We start from the raw sequence: 24788 nt of genomic DNA, 5'->3' as shown, positions 1-24788 counted from the left end.
ATGCCGATTTGTACAGGGGCTTTTTTGCGTTGGTGCTCCAGAAAACAATCGTGAGTAGGCGCTTTTGTGGCTTGCCAAGCCTGTGTTTTCGCAACACACTATACGGACTCAAATTTTGGTAACCCTTAGTATGTCTGCATTTGTAATCAAAGCTGCGAGTTTTGATGATTTAGAAGTGCTCAACGATCTTATGTTCGATTTGCACGATGAGCACCATGTTCAATCCCCTGAATTGTTTAAAACTGCCGAAGAAATCGAGCAAGAGAAAAGCATTGCTCGTTACATCGATAATCCCGAGTGTTTGGTATATGTAGCGAAAGTCGGTGATGAAGTTATCGGTTTTGTCTCTGGTCACTTTTGTGAGTTAACTTCCGTTGTCAGCCAACCTGTGATGATGGGTAGTGTGGATGAGTTGTATGTGATGCCGGAATATCGAAAGCAAGGAACGGCTCAAGCTTTGCTCGATAAGATAGAGGCTACCTTTATCGATTACGGCGCAACCCAGATGTTTGTTGAGGTTTGGAGTTTTAACCGCCAAGCTCTCGGATTGTATGAAAAACAAGGGTTTGGGCATCATATTCACTGTTTGCGAAAGCCCTTAAATCCATCGTAATTAATACGTCTTGTTGACGGTAATTCAGTGACAGAAACCATGTGGAATTGAAATCATTCAGTTCATCAATAGACTTTTGCGTTTAAGTGGCTCGCAAGCTATGAATTTGCTACTCAACTTACATTGGTAACATTGAATTTGTCTGCTTGTTTTATGAGTAGCACGAGGATCGTGCTTAAAAAAAACAAGAGGATAATACTTTGAAACTATCAAAATCGTTACTTGCTTTGGCAGTCTTGCCAATGTTTGCAAGTGCTGATGATTTATCACAGACGCAAAACCACATCATTCAACCGAAAATCGTGGGCGGCATTACCGCCGATCCAACTGAATGGAAGTTCTACACACAAATTGTAAGTCGCTACAGCAATCGTTCCTATTGTGGTGCCAGTTACATTGGCAATGGCTATGTATTGACGGCGGCTCACTGTGTGGAGGGCGATTCACCGAGTCAAATCGCCGTGAAAATTGGTGGCGTCGTGTACAACGGCACCGATGGAGTAAGAGCGAATGTGAGTGAAATCCACATGCATCCGTCTTATCGCCGCGCCACGCTTTCTTATGATATTGCGGTTCTAAAGCTAGATTCTGTCCCTCAAGGTGTATCCGCCGTTGAAATTGCTGACGGCAGCTTGGCGCAGTACGCCAGTATTGGAGATTGGTTGACAGTTGCAGGTTTAGGTCGAACGTCAGAAGGCGGCAGTTCGCCAACAAGATTGCAAGAAGTCGATGTTCCACTCGTGTCGGATGCCACTTGTCGTCAGGCGGGTGGAAACTACACCACCGTTGGGGAAGTGGCATTCTGTGCAGGCGTGCCGCAAGGTGGGATAGATTCATGTCAGGGTGACAGCGGTGGCCCGATCGTTATTAGTCGCGGCGGTGCGATTACCCAACTTGGCGTGGTTAGCTGGGGAATAGGGTGTGCACGTCCGGGTATGTACGGCGTGTACAGTGATATTGCAGCGTTGCGCAGTTTTGTGGATGGCGTCATCGGCACTTCAACGCCTCCGAAAGATAACGTTTCTGTTGGTTACACTGCTAATCAAACGTTGCCAGCGTTTAATGTTGGCGAACTCAAGCAGCATGGATTTGTGATTAGTAATTCGGGAAATACTGCATTCACTGTCGAAAATGTACGCATTGGCGGCTCAGGAGTGACTGATGCAGCACTGATTGCCAACGATCAATGTTCTCAAACAACGTTAGCTGCAAATACGAGCTGTCGTGTGGATGTGGAGTTTGGCGCATCACAAGCGGGTGAAGCTAGAGTGACGTTGAACTTCGGTGTTGATAAAACCAGTACTTTATATCAAGCGGTTGTGTCTGCAACAGCCAAATCGGTAACGTCGCCACCAACAGGAAGTTGTGCAAACGAATGGCAAGCCTCATCTGTTTACAATAAAGGCGATACGGTCACGTGGAATGGAAAAGTGTGGCAAGCGCAATGGTGGACTCAAGGCGATAACCCAGCAGAATCGGGTTCCTGGGGCGTTTGGCAAGCAGTGAGCGATGCAAACTGTACGTCACATCAAGATCAGGTCATCCCGCCGACTGAGCCGCCAGTTGTGTCTGTTCCTTCAGATAATATCTATCAAGCAGGATCTCAATACCTCGCTGGCGATGTTGTGACTAATCAGGGCTCGTCTTATCAATGTTTACCATGGCCAAATAGTCTTTGGTGTGGTTCGACGCCAAGCGCTTATGAGCCGGGCGTAGGTTCTGCATGGACTCATGCGTGGATAAAGCTATAAAGTCATACTAATCATAAATGGGGTTTATTGTTTTCGAATAATAAGCCCCTTTTTGTTGTTTTAAATATGAGAACCCACAAAATACCTATGACTTTATCCTGACAGTTTGCTTATATAACTGGCAGAATTGCGATCAATATTTCACGTTTTGTCTGATTTTTGTCAGATTTACATTAAGAATTTTCTCCGATGACTTTTTTGACTTGTGCATCATATGCATAACTCGTTACTTAATTTATGTCGAAAAATATTGGTAATACTGCCATCATGCATTGGTCATTATTCTCTTCATTAAAGGTTTATCTTGTGCTGAGACAGTTGTTTTTTCTCACTCTCTTTTCTGCTTTGCTTTCTACGTCTTCAATGACAATGGCAAAATCGGTATCCGGTGCGTCATTGAATGGAATTAAAGGCGCGCTCTGTGTTGTTCGAGCCGACGATAAGCTTGTACTGGTTCATGAAATTCTCACTAACAAAATCTCCTTGCCGGGAGGTACTATTATTGAAGGTGAATCTCCAGAAATTGCCGCGCAACGAGAAACGTGGGAAGAAACGGGGCTTGCAGTAACTGTCGGTAATGAGTTGGGTAGAACCTCAACTGCGATCTTGTTCGACTGCGTATCTGATTCTGAAGTTATCGCTTTTTCTATGAATAACTCATTGGGTGGAAACGAGCTGCCTTCTTGGTTTGCGCCTCATTACGGTGTGGAAGTGGCTTCTGCCATGCTGCTTAACCCAAGTGAACTTACGGCATCTCAATATCGCTATCCGGCTCAATGGCCAGAAGTTGTTAACCTTTTTGCTAATGCAACAAACCAGCCGGTTTCTTACGTTACACAGCTAATTGAGTCTGCACCTACATTCCGTCAGGTCGAGCTCTCTTGGGTGATGGAACTACAAGGTTGGATTGGTGAGCTTTCAGACAACAGTTACAAAGCCGCGTACGACTTTGCAAGCGTAGTGATGGAGCTGACGACGCCGACTATTTTGCTGTTTTTATTCCCGTTCGTCATGATGCGCTTTGATAGTCGCTTTGTGTACCGACTGTTCTTCGCCATTACCGCGACATCTTTAATGGTTTTGGTGGCACAGCAGGGATTTTCTCTACCAAGGCCGCATGTGTACGTGCCTATGGCGGAACTTCCAAACAGTTACGGCTTTAGTTTTCCAAGCTTGCCTATTGCGGTTTGGTTCTGTGTGTTGACATTTTTGTTCCAAAGAACGCACAGCTTTGGATTTAACAGTACCACGGTGTTGATGGCCGCTATTACGCTAATAGTCATGCTGTGCAAGTTCTTCCTAGGTTCTGCGTTTATTCTTGATATGTTATTGGGCGCCTTGTTGGGCATCTTGGTTGCTTGGCACGTATTACGTTTGGAAACGAATCCAGAGGTCAATGTTGATCAACTCCTCAGCTCAAAAGGAGTGTGGTTTACGTTGACTGCTGTGACAGCCGTTATTTCGGTGATTTGGCCGTTACCTGTGTTTGGCAACTGGTTAGCGATGTTGATCACGGCTTCTGCACTCGTGCTTACGTTTAAGGAGTCTCAGGTGAGATTAAACAGTAAGCAGATGATTTTTGTCACTTTGGCGTTGATATTGACTCAGCAGGTGTATTTGTGTGCTGCGACGAGCGTCTCTTCCAGCGGTTTTTGGTCATTGGTGTTTATGACGTTCCACTATCCGGTATTGATGCTGTTGTTCATTTTTATGGCAAGAAGATTGACTCATCAAAATCAGTACCAAGAAGAGCTCAAACTGTCAGAATAATAAGTACTTCGGTATCAAGTAAAAAGCCTCGCAATTCGCGAGGCTTTTTGTGTTTTAGGTGCTTAATTCTGTAAAGCTACTTTTATAAAGCGAGAGCTAAGCGTTAAGAACAAATTTCTCAATTGCTTTCGCTACGCCGTGGTCGTCGTTACTTTCAGTGATGTAATCTGCGATTTTCTTGGTTTCTTCCATCGCATTTGCCATTGCGATACCAAGACCTGCGTACTTTAGCATGTGGTGGTCATTTTCAGCATCACCCATACAGATCACTTCTTCTGGTTGAATTCCTAAGTACTCAGCAATCGCCGCAACTCCGATGCCTTTGTTGCTCGCTGGGTTAAGAAACTCTAGGAAGAATGGGGCACTTTGAACAACAGTAAACTCTTCACGCATTTCAGACGGAAGCGCAGCGATGACCTCGGTGAGTTTACTTGGCTCGGCAACCATCATTGCTTTGATGATTGGATGATCATCTTCTAACGATTCAAAATTCATCTCTGTCACATCTAAGCCATTAATGTTGGCTTCGATGTCAGTGTATGGGTTGTTCTCATTCGTGATCAGGCCGTGCACTTGGCTAAATGCGTGCACATAAGCGCCTAGTTCTTTCGCTTTACGAGCGACTAATTTAGCTGCCTTACCATCAATGATTTGCTGGTGGATAATTTCGTTTGTACCTACATTTTTAACCATAGAACCATTGTAGAAAAGGACAAAATCTTTATCGGAATGAATATTCAGCTCATCCAATTTTGCCTGCATGCCTTCAAGTGGGCGGCCAGAAGCCAAAACGACAGTAACGCCAGCTTCACGAGCTTTCGCGATAGCGTGTTTGTTTTCTTCTGAAATCGCTTTGTCGCTGTTTAATAACGTGCCGTCCATGTCTAGGGCGATCAGTTTGTACATCTTTACTTACCTTAAAATAATGGGAACCTGAGTATGAAACTACAAAATGGGCTATTTTAACAATTAATTTTTGGTTTGAATTGACCTAGACACGCCTCTCCATTAAGGTCTTCGCCTCGAAGTTTTATGAGTTAAGTGAGTTCTGCGTTGTATAAGCTAAATGAGATGTTTGAAACCATCCAAGGGGAAGGGATCTTTACTGGTGTTCCTGCCGTTTTCGTTCGCTTGCAAGAGTGCCCAGTGGGGTGCAGTTGGTGTGATACAAAACAAACGTGGGATGCCGAAGAAAAGGATCTGCGTCCTATCGGTGATATTTTGGTGAAGACGGAAGATTCTCCGACTTGGTGCACGGCATCGGCTGAAGACATCGTAGAACAATACAAACAGCAAGGCTTCAATGCGAAGCATATTGTTATCACTGGTGGTGAACCGTGCATTTACGATTTGCGTCCGTTGAGCAAAGCGTTTGAAGATATGGGCTGTCAGTGCCAGATTGAAACCAGTGGGACATCAGAAGTCGTCACGTCTGAAAAAACGTGGGTGACAGTGTCACCAAAAGTGGCGATGAAAGGTAAATTGCCCGTACTGAAAAGTGCTTTGGAGCGTGCTAATGAAATCAAGCACCCAGTCGGTACGCAAAAAGACATCGATCATCTTGATGAACTACTTGCAAACGCTGATATAAAGACAGAAACGGTGATCGCTTTACAACCAATCAGCCAGAAGCCTCGCGCAACTCAGTTGTGTATCGAAACGTGCATCGCGCGCAATTGGCGTCTATCTATTCAAACTCATAAATACCTAAGTATTGCTTAAGCTCGGAGAGTAAAATGAAAAAAGCTGTTGTTGTTTTCAGTGGCGGACAAGACTCGACAACCTGTCTCGTACAAGCCCTTAAAGAGTTTGATGAAGTGCATGCAATCACTTTTGATTATGGCCAACGTCATAAACTGGAGATCGAAGTTGCACAAAAGATCGCCAAAGATCTTGGTGTAAAAGCGCATAAAGTGATGGATGTTGGTTTACTGAATGAACTTGCTATCAGCTCTCTGACGCGTGATGACATTCCTGTTTCTCACGAATTACAAGAGAATGGCTTGCCGAACTCGTTTGTGCCTGGCCGTAATATTTTGTTCTTAACTCTTGCTGGCATTTACGCTTACCAAATCGGTGCCGATACGGTGATTACTGGCGTGTGTGAAACGGACTTTAGTGGCTACCCAGATTGCCGAGATGATTTTGTGAAATCAATGAACACGGCGCTGGTTAAAGGTATGGATCGAGCTTTGACGATCAAAACACCGCTGATGTGGCTCAATAAGGCAGAAACATGGGCGTTAGCGGATCAATATGACGCGTTGCAACTGGTTCGTGAAAACACGCTAACTTGCTACAACGGCATCATCGGTGATGGTTGTGGCGATTGCCCATCGTGTGATTTACGCAAAGCCGGGCTCGATGATTACTTGAATAACAAAGATGCAGTTATGAAATCTTTGGTTCAAAAGCAGGAATCAGAAGGTCTATAAACAGACCTTCACGAATTTGCAAATTCTGAACTCAGGTTAATTGGCTCATTGTACGCATCAACAACCGCGTTTTTGCCATTTCTCTTCGCCTGATACAAAGCTTGGTCTAATATCGAGTACAGCTCATCGAAGTTGGTGAGTGGCATTGATGTCGATAGATAGGCCAAGCTTGCCGTTACACGAAGGTCTTCATTTCTTTCCGTTTTGATTTGCTTTTCCGAAATGGTTTTATGCAAGCTTTGAACTCGGAAAGGTACATCAATTTCATCAACGTTTTTGAGTAAAAGAACAAACTCCTCTCCACCTAAACGCCCGATGTATTCACCTTTGTTGAGTTTTACGCGGATGCTTTGACAAACGTGTTTCAAAACCAAATCGCCTGTAGGGTGGCCGTAGGTATCATTGATGGCTTTAAAGTTATCTAAGTCAATTAAAGCCAGAACATATCGCATCTCTTGATGAGTTTTCGAGGTTTGACTTTTGATGGTTTCAATGATCGCGGTTCTGTTTAAGGCGCACGTTAAACTGTCTATCCGTGCTTTGTTTCGAGTTTGTCGCTGAGCCATTATTGCCAACACCAAAAGAAGCACTAAGCAGGCAACCACAAAATTGTACGCGCGTTTTTGATCTGTAAGCTTTTCAAACTCGCTCTGCTTTAAATTCCGCTCGTTCGCAAGTTTGATCAGTTGCAGTTCGTATTCGTACTCATTTTTGGTGAGGTCGAGAGCTTCCATTGCCTTGATGTTGCTAGTATCTCGGTTATCTAGTTCCAATGTTGAATACGCTTCATAGTGACTTAGCGCCGCTTTGTAATCCCCAAGTTCTTGGTAAGCATTGGACAGCAACAGTTGTGCTCTCGCTTGTAGCAATGGCCTTGAGTTTTCCATTGCTAGTGTGAACGCTTCTTTACCGTGCTCGATCGCCTTTTCTGGCGCGTCATTTTTCAGATAAGCAAAACCAGCGGCTAAATGCCCCTCGGTTTGTAAATGGTTGTTTTCGTATCGCTCGCCCAAACCGAGCGCTTTGTTAATGTATTTGACGGCTTGTTCAAGGTTGCCAATTTCAGCAATAGCGGAAGCAAGCCCCAAATACGCCAAGCCTTGTCCATACGGATAGTGGAGCTCTTCCAAGATTTTCAATGAATTCTGGTAGTGGTTAATGGCCTTATCGAAATCTTTCGATTTGTTATACATCCGAGCTAGGCTGTGTTCGACTTGCGCCACTTTGAGTGGGGCCTCTTCAAGTTGGCGCGCAAGCAAGGATTGGATGAGGTATTGCTCCGATTGCTCAAACTGTCCTAATTCGGCGAGTAAATTGCCGACATCGTTATAAATACCAGATGGGTCGCTTTGATAAGACATATTGGCAAGCAGACGGCGGTACAGGCTCAGAGCCTTTTCGTAGTCGCCGCGATAATTGTAGTTGTTCGCGACTACTCGCAACGCCAAGTCTGCAGGAAAGACTTCTGCGTGCTTATCGTCTAAATGGCTTTCGAGAGATGAGCAAAAGAAGTTTGCCTTGTGGTAACGGCCTTGCTGGTTTAGCGTGTAGCAAAGCTGGTAATTCATCAACGCTTTGCCTTCCACGTCACCATTTTGTTTCATCTTTTGCCTTAACGAGCTGAAACTGGCAACAGAAGCGTCATAACTGCCATGTTTACGTTCGTTTAAAGCGAGAATGTACTCAGACTCTAACTTCGCGAAATCATTGTTTAAGATTTGGCTACTTCCGTAATAAGGCTGCTTAATGTTGGCCATGTACTCATAAATCAACCCACTGACGTAAAGTCTTTCGCTGTCAGATACGGAAGTATGATAACGGTCTTGAAGCATGCTAAGAGCAGAAGCCGCATCGTTGTGTAACGTTGTTTGATAGACAGCGTGCCATTGCGTAAAGTTTTGGGTGTGTTCAATCTCGGTAGAGTCACTTGCGTATATTTGACTGCAAAAAAGCAGTGACGCAAGCAAAGGAGACAGCGCGCGCATAAGGAAGTAGCCTTGTGTTTTTCTTATATAATCTTTTCAGTATGTTATACCCATTATCTTATAGGCGATGTGACCACGTGAAGTGAATAAACAATACTGAATGGAAAAACTATGAAGTGGGTCGATATTTGTGTTGAGAATTAGGGGAGGGAATAGAAACCCCGGCACAAGTGCCGAGGTCAACGCGATTAGTCTACGTATAGCTTCGCTAGATCTTGAGGCTCCATTTCTTTGCCTTCTAGCTGATCATTCCAGTTTGTACCAACAAGAACGCCGTCTTCAGCAAGAGTCAGAAGCCAATCTTCTACAAAGATATCTAGTGGAATTTCAAGAACAGTAAAATCTGCCCACTCTTCAACGTTATGCGCTTCAGCATCTTCTTTTGAAGACCAGAAAGGCATTACTTCGCTATTTTCGAACTCAGTTGAATCGCAAGACAACCAACCTTCTTCATTGCGTAGACCCCAAACGAGTTGGTTTTCTTTCGTTTCTGCTACGAAAAGATCAAGGTTTGCTTGGATATCTGATGTAAGTTTGCTCATTTCAAAACTCTCATTGTTATGACGCAGCTAGATTACCACTAAAGCGCCGATTCCTAAAGCATAATACGGCTTCAAGCCACTATGAAAAGAAAAGGAGCCGAAGCTCCTTTTGTCAAATCTGAGTGCGATGTGAGAGTGTAAAAATTTAGATTAGCTTTCTGCTTCAGGAAGCGTCGTAAAGATCGTCCACTCTTTTTTAACTTTACCTTTGTAACCAACAACAGATGCGGTCACTCGGCGGTTAAGTGCGTGACTTACCTGATCGGTGCCTTGCTCTGCTAGATGTGTGTCACCAAAACCAATGATGCGAACACGATTTGGTTCAATACCGTAACTTAATAGCGCGTCACGCACGTTTTTCGCTCGTCGTTCAGAGAGATCTTGATTGTGTTTTGAACCACCTGTTTTACTCGCGTAACCTTGTAGTTCAATCGAGGTCGTTGGGTAATCCTTCAAGAAGTCAGACAACTCACGAATTTGACGACGAAATACCGGATTGATCTCATCAGAATCGTTGGCAAATAGCACACGAACCTGCATTTTCTCAGATGCTTTGATGTATTCGCCACAGCCATCATTGTCAACTTCAGAGCCAGCTGGCGTCCCCGGACATAGGTCGCGAGCGTTAATAACACCGTCGTTATCTTCGTCTTGTAAGTCAGCAATTTGTTCTGCGGTAGGGAATGCACGGTAATCGTACTCATCTTCAGCGATTGCTTGTTGCGTAACGGCGATAACGCTTAATGCCAATAGCAGTTTCATCGGTTTCATGATTAGTACTCCACCTTCTGGTTCCATTCTGTTGGTACATCAACACGCAAGGCATTCAACAGTTGACCCGTAGCATTCATCACTCGGTACTTCGCGTATTGTTCCGCGTATTTAGCGTCTAAATAGTTCTTTCTTGCTTCGAACAGTTCGTTTTCAGTGTTTAAAAGGTCAAGTAGAGTACGCTTACCAATGCGATATTGCTTTTCGTAAGCAATGACCGTTTCAGAAGCTGAGTCTACGTGGTCAGCTAAAAACTCTTTTTGTTGCAGAGTTAAATCTAATGCACTCCAAGATAAGCGAAGTCCTTCTTCGACATTTCGGTATGCGCGCTCTCGTAGATCTTTCGCTTTGTTTAACTGATATGCAAAGCTTTCTGCGTTCGCAACGTCACTACCGCCGTTGAACAAGTTGTAACGCATTCGAAGCATTGCTGTCGTTTCATCGCTGCTGCCTTCAATACCGCCGGCATCGTTGCGCCATGTTTGTGCTGCTTCTACAGAAATGGTCGGGTAGTAAGTTCCTTTCGATTGTTTGTACTGGAACTTAGCTGAATCCACATCTGCAACCGAGATTTTGATGACAGGGTGAGATTCAAATGCCAAGTCAATCGCTTCATCGATTGTGTATGGGATGAAGTTTTGATCCGCGCGTGGGAAGATCAATCCTTGTGGCGATTGTCCGACAAGACGCGTAAACATCGTTTGGCTATCAAACAGGTTATTTTGAGCCGCAACTAAGTTACCGTGCGCTTTTGCTAAACGCGCCTCAACTTGAGTCAGGTCTGCGGTCGAGCCGATACCTGAGTTGACACGTTTTTTAATGTCTTCATAAATTTTCTTATGAACTTTCAGGTTGTTCTCTGAAAGAGAAAGAATTTCATACGCTTTAACAGAATCTAAGTACACCTTAGTCACTTCCAACGCAGTGTCTTGCGCATCCGCAAGTAGTTGGTATCGCACAGATTCTGCATCTGCAGCAGTACGGTCCATATCATTAAGAGTGGCAGAGCCATCCCAAATCAATTGCGTTAAAGTGATAGTGGCTTCTTTACGAGTCAGATCGGTTGAGTCTCGTCCTGATTCTGCAGGATTTATACCTTCGTAACCGATACCTGCGTCAAGATCGACGGAAGGGAGGTAAGCACCGCCAGATGCTTCATTCACATACTGCTTGCTAACGAATTCATTGAACGCGCTTTTAATATCGGGATTTGTTTTTAGCGTATTTTCTACGGCTTGCTCTAGTGTTTGCCCAAAAGCATGACTAGCGGCGAATACACCAATACAAAAGGCGTTGGCACGAGTCCACTTCACTGTGATTCTCCTAGATGGTTATGTAATTTCTCGAGGCGAGAGGGCTTATAAGTGGAATACCTATAAGGGCGTCAATAATTTAGCGCACAATACCACTAATAATCGACGATGTAACCAATCGCTTTGTTTAGAATGTGTTTCAAAAGTGATACGAAAATATGCCTACTAGGGGTTTAACTTCGAACTAATATCACCTTTATTTGGTTTTGTTACATTTTATAGTTGCTTATACAGAGATCTCAATCACCCACCAACTGACAATCGACAATATGGAAAAATTGTGACTTATAAGTTGAAAATAGGCATCAAATTACTGTTATTGCAGTATATATTCGGGCAATATATAGCAAATTAGTATCGTTAGTCAAAAAGTTGACAGTAATTTGGGGTGAAGTTTTATATGGATCGTACAGCGTTAGTTTCACTCGGCAATCAAGTCGTTGTAATAGGATTAGATGGGAAGCTGAGAGTACTAACGGAGGGACAACAGCCACTACCAGGAGAAGTGGTTGTGACATCAACAGATGTTGGCCCTCTGGATTTAAACGTGCAATTGACTCAAGAGCAGGGTTCTAAAGATGTCACTGATGATGTTTTACAAATTATTAGTGCAATCGAACAAGGACAAGACCCTTCTGCTGTAGATGAAGAGTTTGCGCCAGCAGCTGGTGAGAACGGCGGCTCTAGTCTGCAAACCAGTGCGACAATTGTTCGCGATGGTACTGAACTCTTGGCATCCACCAGTTTTGAAACCATTGGTATTGAGTCTCTAGGACTATCGCAAACACAAGTTCTAGCACTGAACGATCTATTCCGAAGTAATCTTCAAACGAGTGTTGACAGCACTGATAAACCTTTGGCAACAACGCCAGTTACTCTTGATGCGATTGAAGAGGACGGTGGTTCAATCATCATTACGACGGAAGAGTTACTGTCAAATGTTGATGATGAAGACAAAGACACATTATCTGTTGAGAACCTCATTATCGATAAAGGGAATGGCACTCTTGTCGACAATGGTGATGGCACGTGGACTTTCACTCCGCAAATCGATGATGACACAGAAGTCTCTTTCACTTTCGACATTATTGATGACGAAGACCTAGTGGTATCTGGTTCTGCAAATCTCGATATTCTGCCTATCAATGATGCGCCAAACGCAGAAAACGATGTAATTACGACAGAAGAAGACACCGCTGTTACGATTGATGTTTTAGTCAATGATAGTGATGTTGAAGGTGACGTACTCAGTATTCAATCAGCATCAGTTCCTTCAGAGCAAGGCTCAGTTGACATTGTCGACGGCAAACTGGTGTTCACGCCAGCTGAGAACTTCAACGGTGAAGCAACCATCACTTACATCGTAACTGATGGCGATTTGACGGACGAAGCGAAAGTGACTGTTACGGTTACGCCTGTAAATGACAGTCCTGTTGCCGTTGATGACACCACATCTATACAAGAAGACACCGCAGTTACCATTGATGTACTGACTAACGACACCGACGTGGATGGCGATAAGCTGAGTATTGAATCAGCCTCTGTTCCTAAAGAGCAGGGTACGGTTGAAGTGGTGGATGGCAAACTTGTTTTCACACCGGCAGAAAACTTCAATGGTGATGCTGAAATTACTTACACTGTAACGGACGGTGAATTGACCGACGAAGCGAAAGTAACTGTTACAGTAAATCCAGTGAACGATGCACCAACCATCAAGGTTGAAGCCGTAGAAAGCATCACTGAAGATGCAGTGAGCACTGATACGGTAGTCGCAACCTTAACGGTTCGCGATACTGACACGCCTGAAGACCAATTAACCGTATCTTTAGAAAATAACTCAAACGGCTACTTCGTGTTGGTTGGCAATGAAGTCAAGTTGACTCAAGTAGGCGTCGATGCAGTTAACAATGATGAACTTAACCTTAAAGATCTGACTATCAGCGCGTCAGTATCGGATGGTGTTAATCCAACGGCTAGTGACAGTGATAGTTTGATTGTGAATCGTGTTAACGATGCACCGACTGTTGAAAATGCCATTGCAGACCAAGTGTTATCGGAAGATTTCGATGCATACACGATCGACTTGAATGAAGTATTCAAAGATACTGATTCCTCGCTAGAATTCTCAGCCTCTGGCAACAACAGCATCCAAATTTCTATTGTGAATGGCGTCGCCACAATCACTCCGACCGCGGATTGGAATGGCAAAGAGACAATTACATTCACAGCTAAAGACCCAAGTAATGAAAGCATCAGCCAAACCGTAAACTTCACAGTTGCGCCTGTGGCAGACATCGTGGCAGACAGCGTGACGGTTGTGGAAGACACGCCAACCATCATAAAGGTCTTAGGTAATGACACGTTCGAAGGCGACGATAAAGTGGTGTCGCTAGATACCAATAACGGCCCAGCCAACGGCACGGTCTCGGTCAATCCTGACGGCAGCGTGACTTACACGCCAAACGACAACTACCACGGTACAGACAGCTTCATCTACATTGTCACGTCAGGCGGGGTATCGGAATCCACCACGGTGAACGTCGATGTGACGCCAGTCAATGACGCACCAGTGGCGAAAGATGATATTGCTACGACACAAGAAGACACAGCGGTTACTATTGATGTTCTGCCAAACGATACTGATGTGGATGGCGATAAGTTGTCTATCCAATCGGCGTCCGTACCTGAAACACAAGGTACAGTTGAGATCGTTGATGGAAAACTGGTGTTCACACCGGCAGAAAACTTCAATGGCCACGCTGAAATCATCTACACCGTAACGGACGGTGAATTGACCGACGAAGCGAAAGTGAGCGTTACCGTTAACCCAGTGAACGATGTGCCAACCATCAAGGTTGATGCCGTAGAAAGCATCACTGAAAACGCAGTGAGCACTGATACGGTAGTCGCAACCTTAACGGTTCGCGATACTGACACGCCTGAAGACCGATTAACCGTTTCTCTAGAAAACAACTCAAACAGCTACTTCGTGTTGGTTGGCAATGAAGTCAAGTTGACTCAAGCAGGCGTTGATGCAGTTAATAATGATGAACTTAACCTTAAAGACCTAACTATTAGCGCGTCAGTGTCGGATGGTGTTAATCCAACGGCTAGTGACAGTGATAGTTTGGTTGTGAATCGTGTTAACGATGCACCGACTGTTGAAAATGCCATTGCAGACCAAGTGTTATCGGAAGATTTCGATGCATACACGATCGACTTGAATGAAGTATTCAAAGATACTGATTCCTCGCTAGAATTCTCAGCCTCTGGCAACAACAGCATCCAAATTTCTATTGTGAATGGCGTCGCCACAATCACTCCGACCGCGGATTGGAATGGCAAAGAGACAATTACATTCACAGCTAAAGACCCAAGTAATGAAAGCATCAGCCAAACAGTGAACTTCACGGTTGCGCCTGTGGTAGACATTGTGGCAGACAAAGCGACGGTTGTGGAAGACACGCCAACCATCATCAAGGTCTTAGGTAACGACACGTTCGAAGGCGACGACAAAGTGGTGTCGCTAGATACCAATAACGGCCCGGCCAACGGTACGGTCTCGGTCAACCCTGATGGCAGCGTAACTTACACGCCAAACGACAACTACCACGGTACAGACAGCTTCACCTACATTGTCACGTCAGGCGGGGTATCGGAATCCACCACGGTGAGCGTCGATGTGACGCCAGTCAATGATGCGCCAGTGGCAAAAGATGACACGGCGATTACTGACGAAGACACGCCAGTGACGATTGATGTCCTGCCAAACGACACCGATATTGATGGCGATAAGCTGTCTATCCAATCGGCGTCCGTACCTGAAACACAAGGTAAGGTTGAAATTGTTGACGGCAAATTGGTCTTCACACCGGCCGAGAACTTTCATGGTGACGCCGAAATTACTTACACCATCACCGACGGCGCACTGACCGACCAAGCCACGGTCAACGTCACCGTGAATGCGGTGAACGACACGCCTGTGGTTGAAAGCAGCATCGCAGACCAAACCTTGGCGGAAGATTTCACCCCATACACCATCGATCTGAATACCGCCTTCAGTGATGTGGATAATGTTGATGGCGAGTTAACGTTTAGCGTCTCAGGTAATAGCAACATTCAAGTGGCGATCGTCAACGGTATTGCTACGTTCACTCCAACCGCAGACTGGAACGGCTCAGAAGCGTTGACCTTTACTGCTACCGATCCAAGCGGCGAAAGCGTTAGCCAAACGGTGAACTTCACGGTTGCGCCTGTGGCAGACATCGTGGCAGACAGCGCGAGGGTCGTGGAAGATACTCCAACCATCATCAAGGTCTTAGGTAACGACACGTTCGAAGGCGACGATAAAGTGGTGTCGCTAGATACCAATAACGGCCCAGCCAACGGCACGGTCTCGGTCAACCCTGACGGCAGCGTGACTTACACGCCAAACGACAACTATCATGGTGAAGATACTTTCACCTACATCGTCACCTCTGGCGGTGTGTCTGAATCCGCTATCGTTGAAGTCAATGTAACACCGGTCAACGATGCGCCAGTGGCGAAAGATGACATCGCTACGACACAAGAAGACACCGCAGTTACTATTGATGTTCTGTCAAACGATACTGACATCGATGGTGATACGTTACGCATTGACTCGGCGTCTGTGCCGAGTGACCAAGGTACAGTTGAGATTGTTGATGGCAAGTTGGTGTTCACACCGGCCGAAAACTTCAATGGTGACGCTGAAATCACTTATACCGTAACGGACGGCCAATTGACCGACGAAGCGAAAGTAACTGTTACAGTAAATCCAGTGAACGATGCGCCAACCATCAAGGTTGATGCAGTAGAAAGTATCACTGAAGATGCAGTGAGCACTGATACGGTAGTCGCAACCTTAACGGTTCGCGATACTGACACGCCTGAAGACCAATTAACCGTTTCTTTAGAAAATAACTCAAACGGTTACTTCGTGTTGGTTGGCAATGAAGTCAAGTTGACTCAAGCGGGTGTTGACGCGGTTAACAACGATGAGTTCAACCTTAAAGACCTGACTATCAGCGCGTCAGTGTCGGATGGTGTAAATCCAACGGCTAGCGACAGTGATAGTTTGATTGTGAATCGTGTTAACGATGCACCGACTGTTGAAAATGCCATTGCAGATCAAGAGTTATCGGAAGACTTTGCGACCTACACGATTGATTTAAATGACGCATTTAAAGATCGCGACTCAGCGCTAAACTTCTCAGTGTCTGGCAATAGCAACGTGTTGGTTTCGATTGAAAATGGCATCGCGACCATTTCACCAACAGCAGACTGGAACGGCTCAGAAACCCTAACGTTTACTGCTACTGATCCAAGCGGTGAAAGCATTAGCCAAACCGTAAACTTCACAGTTGCGCCTGTAGCGGACATTGTGGCAGACAAAGCGACGGTTGTTGAAGACACGCCAACCATCATCAAGGTCTTAGGTAACGACACGTTCGAAGGCGACGGTAAAGTGGTGTCGCTCGATGCCAATAACGGCCCAGCCAACGGCACGGTCTCGGTCAATCCTGACGGCAGCGTGACTTACACACCAAATGATAACTACGTCGGTAAAGATACTTTCACCTACATCGTCACCTCTGGCGGTGTGTCTGAATCCGCTATCGTTGAAGTCAATGTGACACCGGTCAACGATGCTCCAGTGGCGAAAGATGACATCGCTACGACACAAGAAGACACTGCAGTTACTATTGATGTTCTGCCAAACGATACTGATGTGGATGGCGATAAGCTGAGTATTGAATCAGTCTCTGTGCCTAAAGAGCAGGGTACGGTTGAAGTGGTGAATGGCAAACTTGTTTTCACTCCGGCCGAGAACTTCAATGGCGACGCCGAAATCACTTACACCGTAACGGACGGCCAATTGACCGACGAAGCGAAAGTAACTGTTACAGTAAATCCAGTGAACGATGCGCCAACCATCAAGGTTGATGCAGTAGAAAGCATCACTGAAGATGCAGTGAGCACTGATACGGTAGTCGCAACCTTAACGGTTCGCGATACTGACACGCCAGAAGACCAATTAACCGTTTCTTTAGAAAATAACTCAAACGGTTACTTCGTGTTGGTTGGCAATGAAGTCAAGTTGACTCAAGCGGGTGTTGACGCAGTTAACAACGATGAACTCAACCTTAAAGACCTGACTATCAGCGCGTCAGTGTCGGATGGTGTAAATCCAACGGCTAACGATAGTGACAGTTTGATTGTGAATCGTGTTAACGATGCGCCAACCATCAAGGTTGATGCAGTAGAAAGCATCACTGAAGATGCAGTGAACACTGATACGGTAGTCGCAACCTTAACGGTTCGCGATACTGACACGCCTGAAGACCAATTAACCGTTTCTTTAGAAAACAACTCAAACGGCTACTTCGTGTTGGTTGGCAATGAAGTCAAGCTGACTCAAGCAGGCGTTGATGCAGTTAATAATGATGAACTTAACCTTAAAGACCTAACTATCAGCGCGTCAGTATCGGATGGTGTAAATCCAACAGCTAACGACAGTGACAGTTTGATTGTGAATCGTGTTAACGATGCACCGACTGTTGAAAATGCCATTGCAGATCAAGAGTTATCGGAAGACTTTGCGACCTACACGATTGATTTAAACGATGCATTTAAAGATAGCGACTCAGCGCTAAACTTCTCAGTGTCTGGCAATAGCAACGTGTTGGTTTCGATTGAAAATGGCATCGCGACCATTTCACCAACAGCAGACTGGAACGGCTCAGAAACCTTAACGTTTACTGCTACCGACCCAAATGGTGAAAGTGTTAGCCAAACGGTGGACTTTACGGTTGCACCAGTAGTCGACATCGAGGCTGACAGCACGAATGTAGTCGAAGACACACCAACTATCATTAACGTCTTAGGTAACGACACGTTTGAAGGCAAAGATAAAGTGGTGTCTCTGGACGCTGAGAATGGTCCTAAAAATGGTACCGTCATCGTAAACAACGATGGTACGGTGACCTACACACCAGATGATAACTACGTCGGTAAAGATACTTTCACTTATGTCGTGACATCAGGCGGTGTGTCTGAATCCACCACCGTCACGGTCAATGTGACACCAGTAAACGACAAGCCTGAAAGTGAAGACTTTACGCATGTCGCCGATGATCAGCTTACGCAAGTTGTGTTTGATACCGATACGAAACCTCTGGGTAGCGGTGACTCTAAGGATCATATCGCGGATGTTGAAGACGACTTAAAAGGCAATGATCTACATGTCCGGATTACTGAACTGCCAACATCAGGTACGTTGTTCTTTAAAGATAGTGACGGTGAGTTGCACGAAATTAAAGAAGTAAGCGATACGCTTTATGACAAAGACAGTCTTTACTATGAAGCTGATAATGTTGGCTTCTTATTAGGTATCAAAGATCGTCCAAATACGCCTAATGGCTCAGAATCTACATCAGATTTCAATAACTGGGGATTAAGTGAGGATGGTGGACCATCACATTCCCGTACTGAGCATTTAGCAAATGGAGCCTCTATCACTATTTCTTCTGATAGCGGTGAACTTGCGCAATACAACCGTCAGGTGTCACACATCGGCAATGGTATCGCTGACAATGACGGGCAGGGTATTGAGAAGGGTGAAACGATTACGATCGATTTGTCTAATAATCCTGTTGGCTCCGTAAACCTTGGTCTAGATGGATTAGGTGGATTGTTTGATTACGGTGATGACAACGCAGCGCTTATTACGGTTACATACTTAGATTCAAATAATGTCCAACAGACTCAAACGTTCGAGTTTTTGAAGCCTGAAGGCAACTTCATGCTATTCCAAGAAACAAGCGTTGGTTATGGGAAAGATCTAGCTCTTCCTGAAGGTTCGGTCATTACTCAGTTAGATTTTTCTACGAAAAATGAAGGTAACTGGGAGTTACGTTATGTAGAAGGTGTTCCTACCGAAGACAGCTTTGGATATGTGGCAGTCGACTCTGAAAGTGGCGTTAGCGATCCATCTACAGTCAATATCGTTAACGAAATGCTAGATGGTAATGTTGCGGAAAATGGACCTGCTGTGCAGAGCATTACAGGTGTTACGGTTATTGAAGGTGACGATGTCACGTTTTCTGTTTCTCTAAATAATGCAACAGATCAGACCGTTAAGTATCAAGTGGATTTCTCTGCAGAGGGGTCTAGTACGAGCTCTCAAGATATTGATTTGTCGAACGCAACTTTTACTAATGGCGTGAAGTATTTGGGCGGATACCTTATTGTTCCAGCCGGTGTGAATGGCTTTGATATTACCATTCCAAGCATTGATGATCAGTTGGTTGAATCAACAGAAAGCCTTGTGATTAAAGTCGGAGATGTATCTGGCGTTGGCTATATTGATGATAATGATGTTCCGCCAACGGTTCAAAGCAACGAAATTTCCGGATTAGAAGACGAAGCGATTGTTATCACACTAGAACATTTAGGCGTCGTTGACAGTGAGGTAAGTGTTGAGTTTGACACTTCTGCTCTAAATGGCTCACTACAAGTGAAAGGTTCTGATGGTTGGGAAGTGGTTTCTGGCAGTGTACTCGCTTCTGATATCGAAAGTGGTCTTGTTCGCTATGTTCCTGCTGAACATGAATCTGGTGCAGATGTTTTCGATAAAGACGGTGTTGGGAACGGCTTGGATACTTACGAGCAGATTCATTTCACTGTTAGTGATGGCAATTCTTCTGCTTCAGGTACGTTGAGTATCGACATAGAGCCTGTAGCGGACTCAATTAAGATTGACCTTACTTTCGGTCCAGTAACGTCTGTACCTGTGACATTAGGCGGAAGCTGGTCTACAGACGAAGAACTTAAAGATCTGCTTGAGGCAAGCAATTTACCAGGGCTCGATTTTGAACATGTGGTGACACAAGCGTTTAATAATGGTCATGCTGGTAACGACTTAATGCTAAGCGGAGACACTGAATCACCACTGAGTTTTGTAGGTGATCAACAAGCAGGTGCCAACGTTGATGCTCAAGGCAGTGATATCTTTGTGACTGGAGGAGGTAATGATTCTATCTATGGCGGTATTGGTTCATTAGACGATCAAGCTGAGACTGACACAGTTGTTTACTCTGGTAAGTTGTCTGATTACGACTTCAGCTATTACCCAGCATCTGACCACTCAGAAGTCCCGTATTGGATTGTCGAAGATAGTCGATTTATTGATACAAAAGATGTTGTTTCGAGCACTGATAAAGAGTCGGGTGACCACCTTTATGAAATTGAACAACTTATCTTCCAAGATGCCATTATCAAGCTAGATAACAACACAGGAGAGTATGTTGTACTTACAGAGCAGCAAGTCTCTTTTGAGCTGAACCTTGATCTTATCGATGTGGATGGCAGTGAGTCATTCATTAACGATAGCGTCACCTTAACGGGAATCCCTTCAGGGCTAACATTAGAGGTGAATGGCAAAACGGTTACTGAAAACAGCGATGGTTCTTACACGGTTGACCTTTCAAGTGAACCAAATCAAACCAGTCATCAACTAAGCGGTACGATTACTGTACCAGCAGATTACAATGGCTCGTTAGATTTTGATGTAACAGCGACGGCAGGAAGTGTTGAAGTTAATAACAATACTCAAATGGGAGCGGACACGGCTACTGTTTCAGTCCGTGATTATGAGTTTGTTTCTGGTACGCATGGTGATAACAACATAGTTGGGTCCGATGATAACGACGTGATCGTTGGTGATGTTCAAGGGTTACAAATTGTCGAAGGTCAGGATTACAACATTGCCTTTATGCTCGATACGTCTGGCAGTATGGGTTACGACGTTGGCCGTGCGGTAACTGAACTAAAAACAGTGCTGAATACTCTGATCGAAAGTGCAAGTGGACCTCATTCGGGCAAAGTGAACGTTTTATTAACCACTTTTTCCACTGAGAGCAAACAGGTGCTCGAATTGGATTTGAGCTCTGACAATGCTAAGTCTCAAGTAGAATCAATATTGGACGCAATTGTGAAGCTCGGTGACGGTAACACAAACTATGAAGCAGGCTTCCAATCAGCATTGAACTGGTTTGAGAATGCTGATAGTGGCGCAACGAATTTAAGCTATTTCATTTCTGATGGTCGTCCAAACCAAGCTACAGACAACAATGTGAATTGGTATAGCAGTAAAGAGAGTGTTGTACTTGGCGTATCAGAGCAGCAGTTAGTGACCTTGGCTGATGTCTTGCCAAGTGATTATAGATTTGGCGATACAGTTACATACAACAATAAAACAGTCATAGATTTCCGTGGAACAGTATATTCCCTTTCTACTGGTGAAGAGATGGGTAGGATGCTGAATTCTTACGAATATGACGACTTTGGGAACAACGTTCTTGAGCAAGCAAATAACGCATATAGCGCATTGGCAGAATTTAGCGAAGTACGCTCAATAGGTATTGGCGGTCATCTGAATGAAGATTCGTTGAAACACTTTGACTCTGATGGTGTTGTAAGAACTAACATCGATGTTAATCAACTTGCAGAAGTGATTCTTGGCAAAGAAGTGTCATTAATGCAAGGCAAGGATGAGATTAGTAGCCTTGATGGAAACGACATCATTTTTGGTGATGCGATTCGTTTTGATATCAATGGAGAGCAAGGTGTTTCTGCGCTACAAAACTATGTAGCTTCTCAACTGGGGAAAGATGTTGCTCTGGTAACGAAGGAGGAAGTTCATCACTACATTACTGAAAACCAAGCTGAGTTTGAGCAATCTCGTTATTATGACCAAGCGGACACCATTTATGGTGGTGCAGGAAATGACATCTTGTTTGGGCAAGGTGGACACGACAAGCTGTTCGGTGGCGTAGATAATGACATTTTGATTGGTGGTTTAGGCAGCGACATTCTGACTGGCGGTGATGGTGAGGACATCTTCAAATGGATCGATGTGGCCAACGAACGCGACACTGTCACAGATTTTTCTAGCAGTGAAGACTCGCTAGACTTCTCCGATCTGTTTGAGGATTTATCGAAAGATGAAGTAGGCGATCTGTTAAGTGATTTACAATCAGGTAGTCATACAGGAGACGCTGGCGGCTATCATGTTGAAGTAAGTCAAGATGGCAGCGCAGATACGAATTTGAGTATTACTAAAGGTAGCTCAACATTAGATATCCACTTCAATAGCGCAAGCGTGGATGATATCACACAGCATTTGATTGCAAGTCTCGATTCTCAATACAAAGACATGTAGTGACAAATCAGCCTCTAATAAAAAGGTCTAGCAATTGCTAGACCTTTTTTGATGTTCTTGAATAGTTAGCTTTTTGGAAGTGTGGTGAAAATGGTCCATTCTTTTTTCACTTCACCTTTGTGTCCTACTACTGTTGCGGTCACACGTCGGTTCAAAGCATGGCTTACTTCGTCTGTTCCGGTTGTTGCTAAAACCGTATCGCCGTAGCCAACAATAGTAACTCGATCAGGAGTAATACCGTTCTGTAGCAGTGCCTTTCTTACGTTCTCTGCTCGGCGTTTGGAGAGTTCTAAATTGTGCTCAGATCCACCTGTGCGGCTCGCGTAACCTTGCAACTCAATGGATGTGCTTGGGTATTCTTTCAAGAAATCTGAGAGTTCTCGAATCTGCTTCGCGAAAACCGGGTTAATTTCATCTGAATCATTTGCAAATAACACTCGAATTTGCATTTGTTGTGATGAGTTTGCGTAAGATCCGCAGCCATCATTATCAATTTCCGCACCTAATGGTGTGCCCGGGCATAAATCGCGCTGGTTAATGACGCCGTCGCTGTCGTCATCTTGGTGGTCGGCCCATTGATCTGCAATAGGAGTGTCGATGTAATCGTATTCGTCGCCTCGATCACTCGAAGAGCTACATGCAGCAACAACTAATGACAGTGCAATAATAGTTATGTTTTTCATAATTAATACTCCACTTTTTCTAGCCATTCTTTCGGCATTTCGACTCTTAACGCACTCAACAATTGGCCAGTTGCGTTCATCACACGATATTTGGCATATTGCTCTGCATATTTTGAATCAAGGTAATCTTTACGCGCTTCAAACAACTCGTTTTCAGTGTTTAGAACGTCTAGTAAGGTTCGTTTACCGATTCGATATTGCTTTTCATACGCGATGACCGTCTCAGCTGCCGAATCAACGTGGTCTGCTAAAAATTCTTTTTGTTGCAGCGTTAAGTCCAGAGCACTCCAAGATAAGCGAAGCCCTTCCTCAACATTACGGTACGCGCCTTCACGTAAGTCTTTCGCTTTGTTGAGTTGGTATGCGAAGTTTTCTGAATTTGCCGCATCGCTACCGCCGTTGAACAAGTTATAGCGTAAACGCAACATGGCGAGAGTTTCATCGCTTCGACCTTTTAAGCCATCCGCATCGTCTTTCCAAGTTTGAGAAGCTTCAATCGAGATCGTCGGGTAGTTAACGCCTTTCGATTGTTTGTATTGGAACTTGGCAGAGTCCACATCCGCCAATGCGATTTGAATCACCGGGTGTAATTCAAATGCCAAACCAACCGCTTCATCAACGGTGTAGGGGATAAAGTTCTGATCAGCTCTTGGAAAAATTAACCCTTGTGGCGTTTGCCCCACCAAGCGAGTAAACATTGTGTGGGAGTCGTACAGGTTGTTTTGTGCAGCTGCCAGATTACCATGCGCTTTCGCTAAACGAGCTTCAACCTGTGTTAAGTCCGCAGTCGAGCCTATGCCGGAAGTGACTCGTTTTTTGATGTCCGTGTAGATGTCCTTGTGAACGGCAAGATTGTTCTCAGACAGCTTTAAGACTTCATAAGCCTTTACCGCATCTAAGTAGACTTTAGTGACTTCTAATGCCTTGTCTGAAGCATCAGCTAACAGTTGGAATCGCACCGATTCTGCATCAGCAGCGGTACGGTCAATATCGTTTAATGTCGCGCTTCCATCCCAAATTAATTGGGTTAGGGTGATAGACGCTTCTTTTCTCGTATAGTCAGTGTTGCCTCGTCCGACTTCATCAGATGGGTCGAGGCCTTCGTAACCAATGCCCGCATCAAGATCGAGAGAAGGCAAATAGGCGCCTGTTGACGCCTCATTGATGTACCTTCGGCTCTCAAATTCATTAAATGCGCTTTTGATATCTGGGTTATTTTTTAACGTTAATGCCACGGCTTGCTCTAAAGTTTGACCGAAAACGGGTATAGACACTATTAAGCTACAGCAGCAAGCAATACTTAGTCGGTTCCATTTCACGGTGTTTCTCCTAAAAAATCGTGTTGCTTTTTGCTGTTTCATCTCACATTTGAGATAAAACATCACAAATAACAGTGTTTGAGTAAGTAAATTATCAACCTACTGTTAAACCTAGGCTTTTGTTTCGAATATCCAGAAGTTCGCCTGATTAAACCTTAGCACATGTGCAAAATGTTGCTTGGCAACCGTTTGTGTTTAAGCAAGAGAAAAGCTTGATTTCTTAATATCATAGCGTTCCACGACCTGTGCAATTCCCTGCTGCACCTGTAACCCCGCCCCTTGAGTTAATCAGCACATCGCCCCTTGCACATACAACGAAAATATGAAGATTTTGACTAAACTATAGACGTAAATATTGGGG

The 24788-nt window shown here is 44.6% G+C and carries 13 protein-coding genes; 6 read left to right on the top strand and 7 right to left on the bottom strand.

What is annotated here, in order from left to right:
- Positions 1-130 precede the first annotated feature (130 nt).
- The 3 genes from ACYJZR_RS07970 to ACYJZR_RS07960 all read left to right on the top strand — a co-directional run bounded on the left by ACYJZR_RS07970 (position 131) and on the right by ACYJZR_RS07960 (position 4134).
- Entirely contained in the window at positions 131-613 is a 483-nt protein-coding gene (locus ACYJZR_RS07970; protein WP_021486569.1) for a GNAT family N-acetyltransferase, read from the top strand.
- A gap of 200 nt (positions 614-813) precedes the next feature.
- A complete protein-coding gene (locus tag ACYJZR_RS07965; RefSeq protein WP_140147581.1) occupies positions 814-2364 on the top strand; it encodes a trypsin-like serine protease in 1551 nt (516 codons plus the stop codon).
- Between the two features lie 306 nt (positions 2365-2670).
- Complete coding sequence (locus tag ACYJZR_RS07960) at positions 2671-4134, top strand: bifunctional NUDIX hydrolase/phosphatase PAP2 family protein (RefSeq protein WP_218744610.1); 1464 nt, start codon at positions 2671-2673, stop codon at positions 4132-4134.
- A gap of 96 nt (positions 4135-4230) precedes the next feature.
- On the opposite strand, the gene ACYJZR_RS07955 is transcribed toward ACYJZR_RS07960, so the two are convergent.
- Positions 4231-5040: a Cof-type HAD-IIB family hydrolase gene (locus ACYJZR_RS07955; RefSeq protein ID WP_021448573.1), complete on the bottom strand. Its 810-nt coding sequence runs from the start codon at positions 5038-5040 to the stop codon at positions 4231-4233.
- A 165-nt stretch (positions 5041-5205) separates the two neighbouring features.
- Here ACYJZR_RS07955 and queE point away from each other — a divergent pair, with 165 nt between their 5' ends.
- Positions 5206-5856, top strand: a complete 651-nt coding sequence (gene queE / locus ACYJZR_RS07950) for a 7-carboxy-7-deazaguanine synthase QueE (protein ID WP_021448572.1) — start codon at positions 5206-5208, stop codon at positions 5854-5856.
- Between the two features lie 14 nt (positions 5857-5870).
- Complete coding sequence (gene queC, locus ACYJZR_RS07945; protein ID WP_025571971.1) at positions 5871-6569, top strand: 7-cyano-7-deazaguanine synthase QueC; 699 nt, start codon at positions 5871-5873, stop codon at positions 6567-6569.
- Positions 6570-6577: 8 nt separating this feature from the next.
- Here queC and ACYJZR_RS07940 read toward each other — a convergent pair whose 3' ends face one another.
- The 4 genes from ACYJZR_RS07940 to ACYJZR_RS07925 all read right to left on the bottom strand — a co-directional run bounded on the left by ACYJZR_RS07940 (position 6578) and on the right by ACYJZR_RS07925 (position 11180).
- Complete coding sequence (locus ACYJZR_RS07940; RefSeq protein WP_017448989.1) at positions 6578-8554, bottom strand: tetratricopeptide repeat-containing diguanylate cyclase; 1977 nt, start codon at positions 8552-8554, stop codon at positions 6578-6580.
- 188 nt (positions 8555-8742) lie between these two features.
- Positions 8743-9096, bottom strand: coding sequence for a DUF2750 domain-containing protein (locus ACYJZR_RS07935; RefSeq protein ID WP_005477755.1), 354 nt, complete (start codon positions 9094-9096; stop codon positions 8743-8745).
- Between the two features lie 150 nt (positions 9097-9246).
- Complete coding sequence (locus tag ACYJZR_RS07930; protein WP_005477817.1) at positions 9247-9867, bottom strand: OmpA family protein; 621 nt, start codon at positions 9865-9867, stop codon at positions 9247-9249.
- A gap of 2 nt (positions 9868-9869) precedes the next feature.
- Positions 9870-11180: a TolC family outer membrane protein gene (locus ACYJZR_RS07925; RefSeq protein ID WP_005464216.1), complete on the bottom strand. Its 1311-nt coding sequence runs from the start codon at positions 11178-11180 to the stop codon at positions 9870-9872.
- A gap of 400 nt (positions 11181-11580) precedes the next feature.
- Here ACYJZR_RS07925 and ACYJZR_RS07920 point away from each other — a divergent pair, with 400 nt between their 5' ends.
- On the top strand, positions 11581-22425 hold the full coding sequence (locus tag ACYJZR_RS07920; protein WP_458309605.1) for a tandem-95 repeat protein: 10845 nt from the start codon (positions 11581-11583) through the stop codon (positions 22423-22425).
- A 65-nt stretch (positions 22426-22490) separates the two neighbouring features.
- On the opposite strand, the gene ACYJZR_RS07915 is transcribed toward ACYJZR_RS07920, so the two are convergent.
- Together ACYJZR_RS07915 and ACYJZR_RS07910 are read right to left on the bottom strand one after the other, a co-directional pair.
- Entirely contained in the window at positions 22491-23108 is a 618-nt protein-coding gene (locus ACYJZR_RS07915; protein WP_274061698.1) for an OmpA family protein, read from the bottom strand.
- 2 nt (positions 23109-23110) lie between these two features.
- The gene (locus tag ACYJZR_RS07910) at positions 23111-24427 is read right to left on the bottom strand and encodes a TolC family outer membrane protein (RefSeq protein ID WP_024103885.1); all 1317 of its coding nucleotides are present in this window, start codon (positions 24425-24427) and stop codon (positions 23111-23113) included.
- Positions 24428-24788: the final 361 nt, after the last annotated feature.

The organism is Vibrio sp. RC2502, assembly GCF_054850435.1.
Note: the sequence above shows the minus strand (reverse complement) of the source record. Positions and strands in the feature narration are given on the sequence as shown.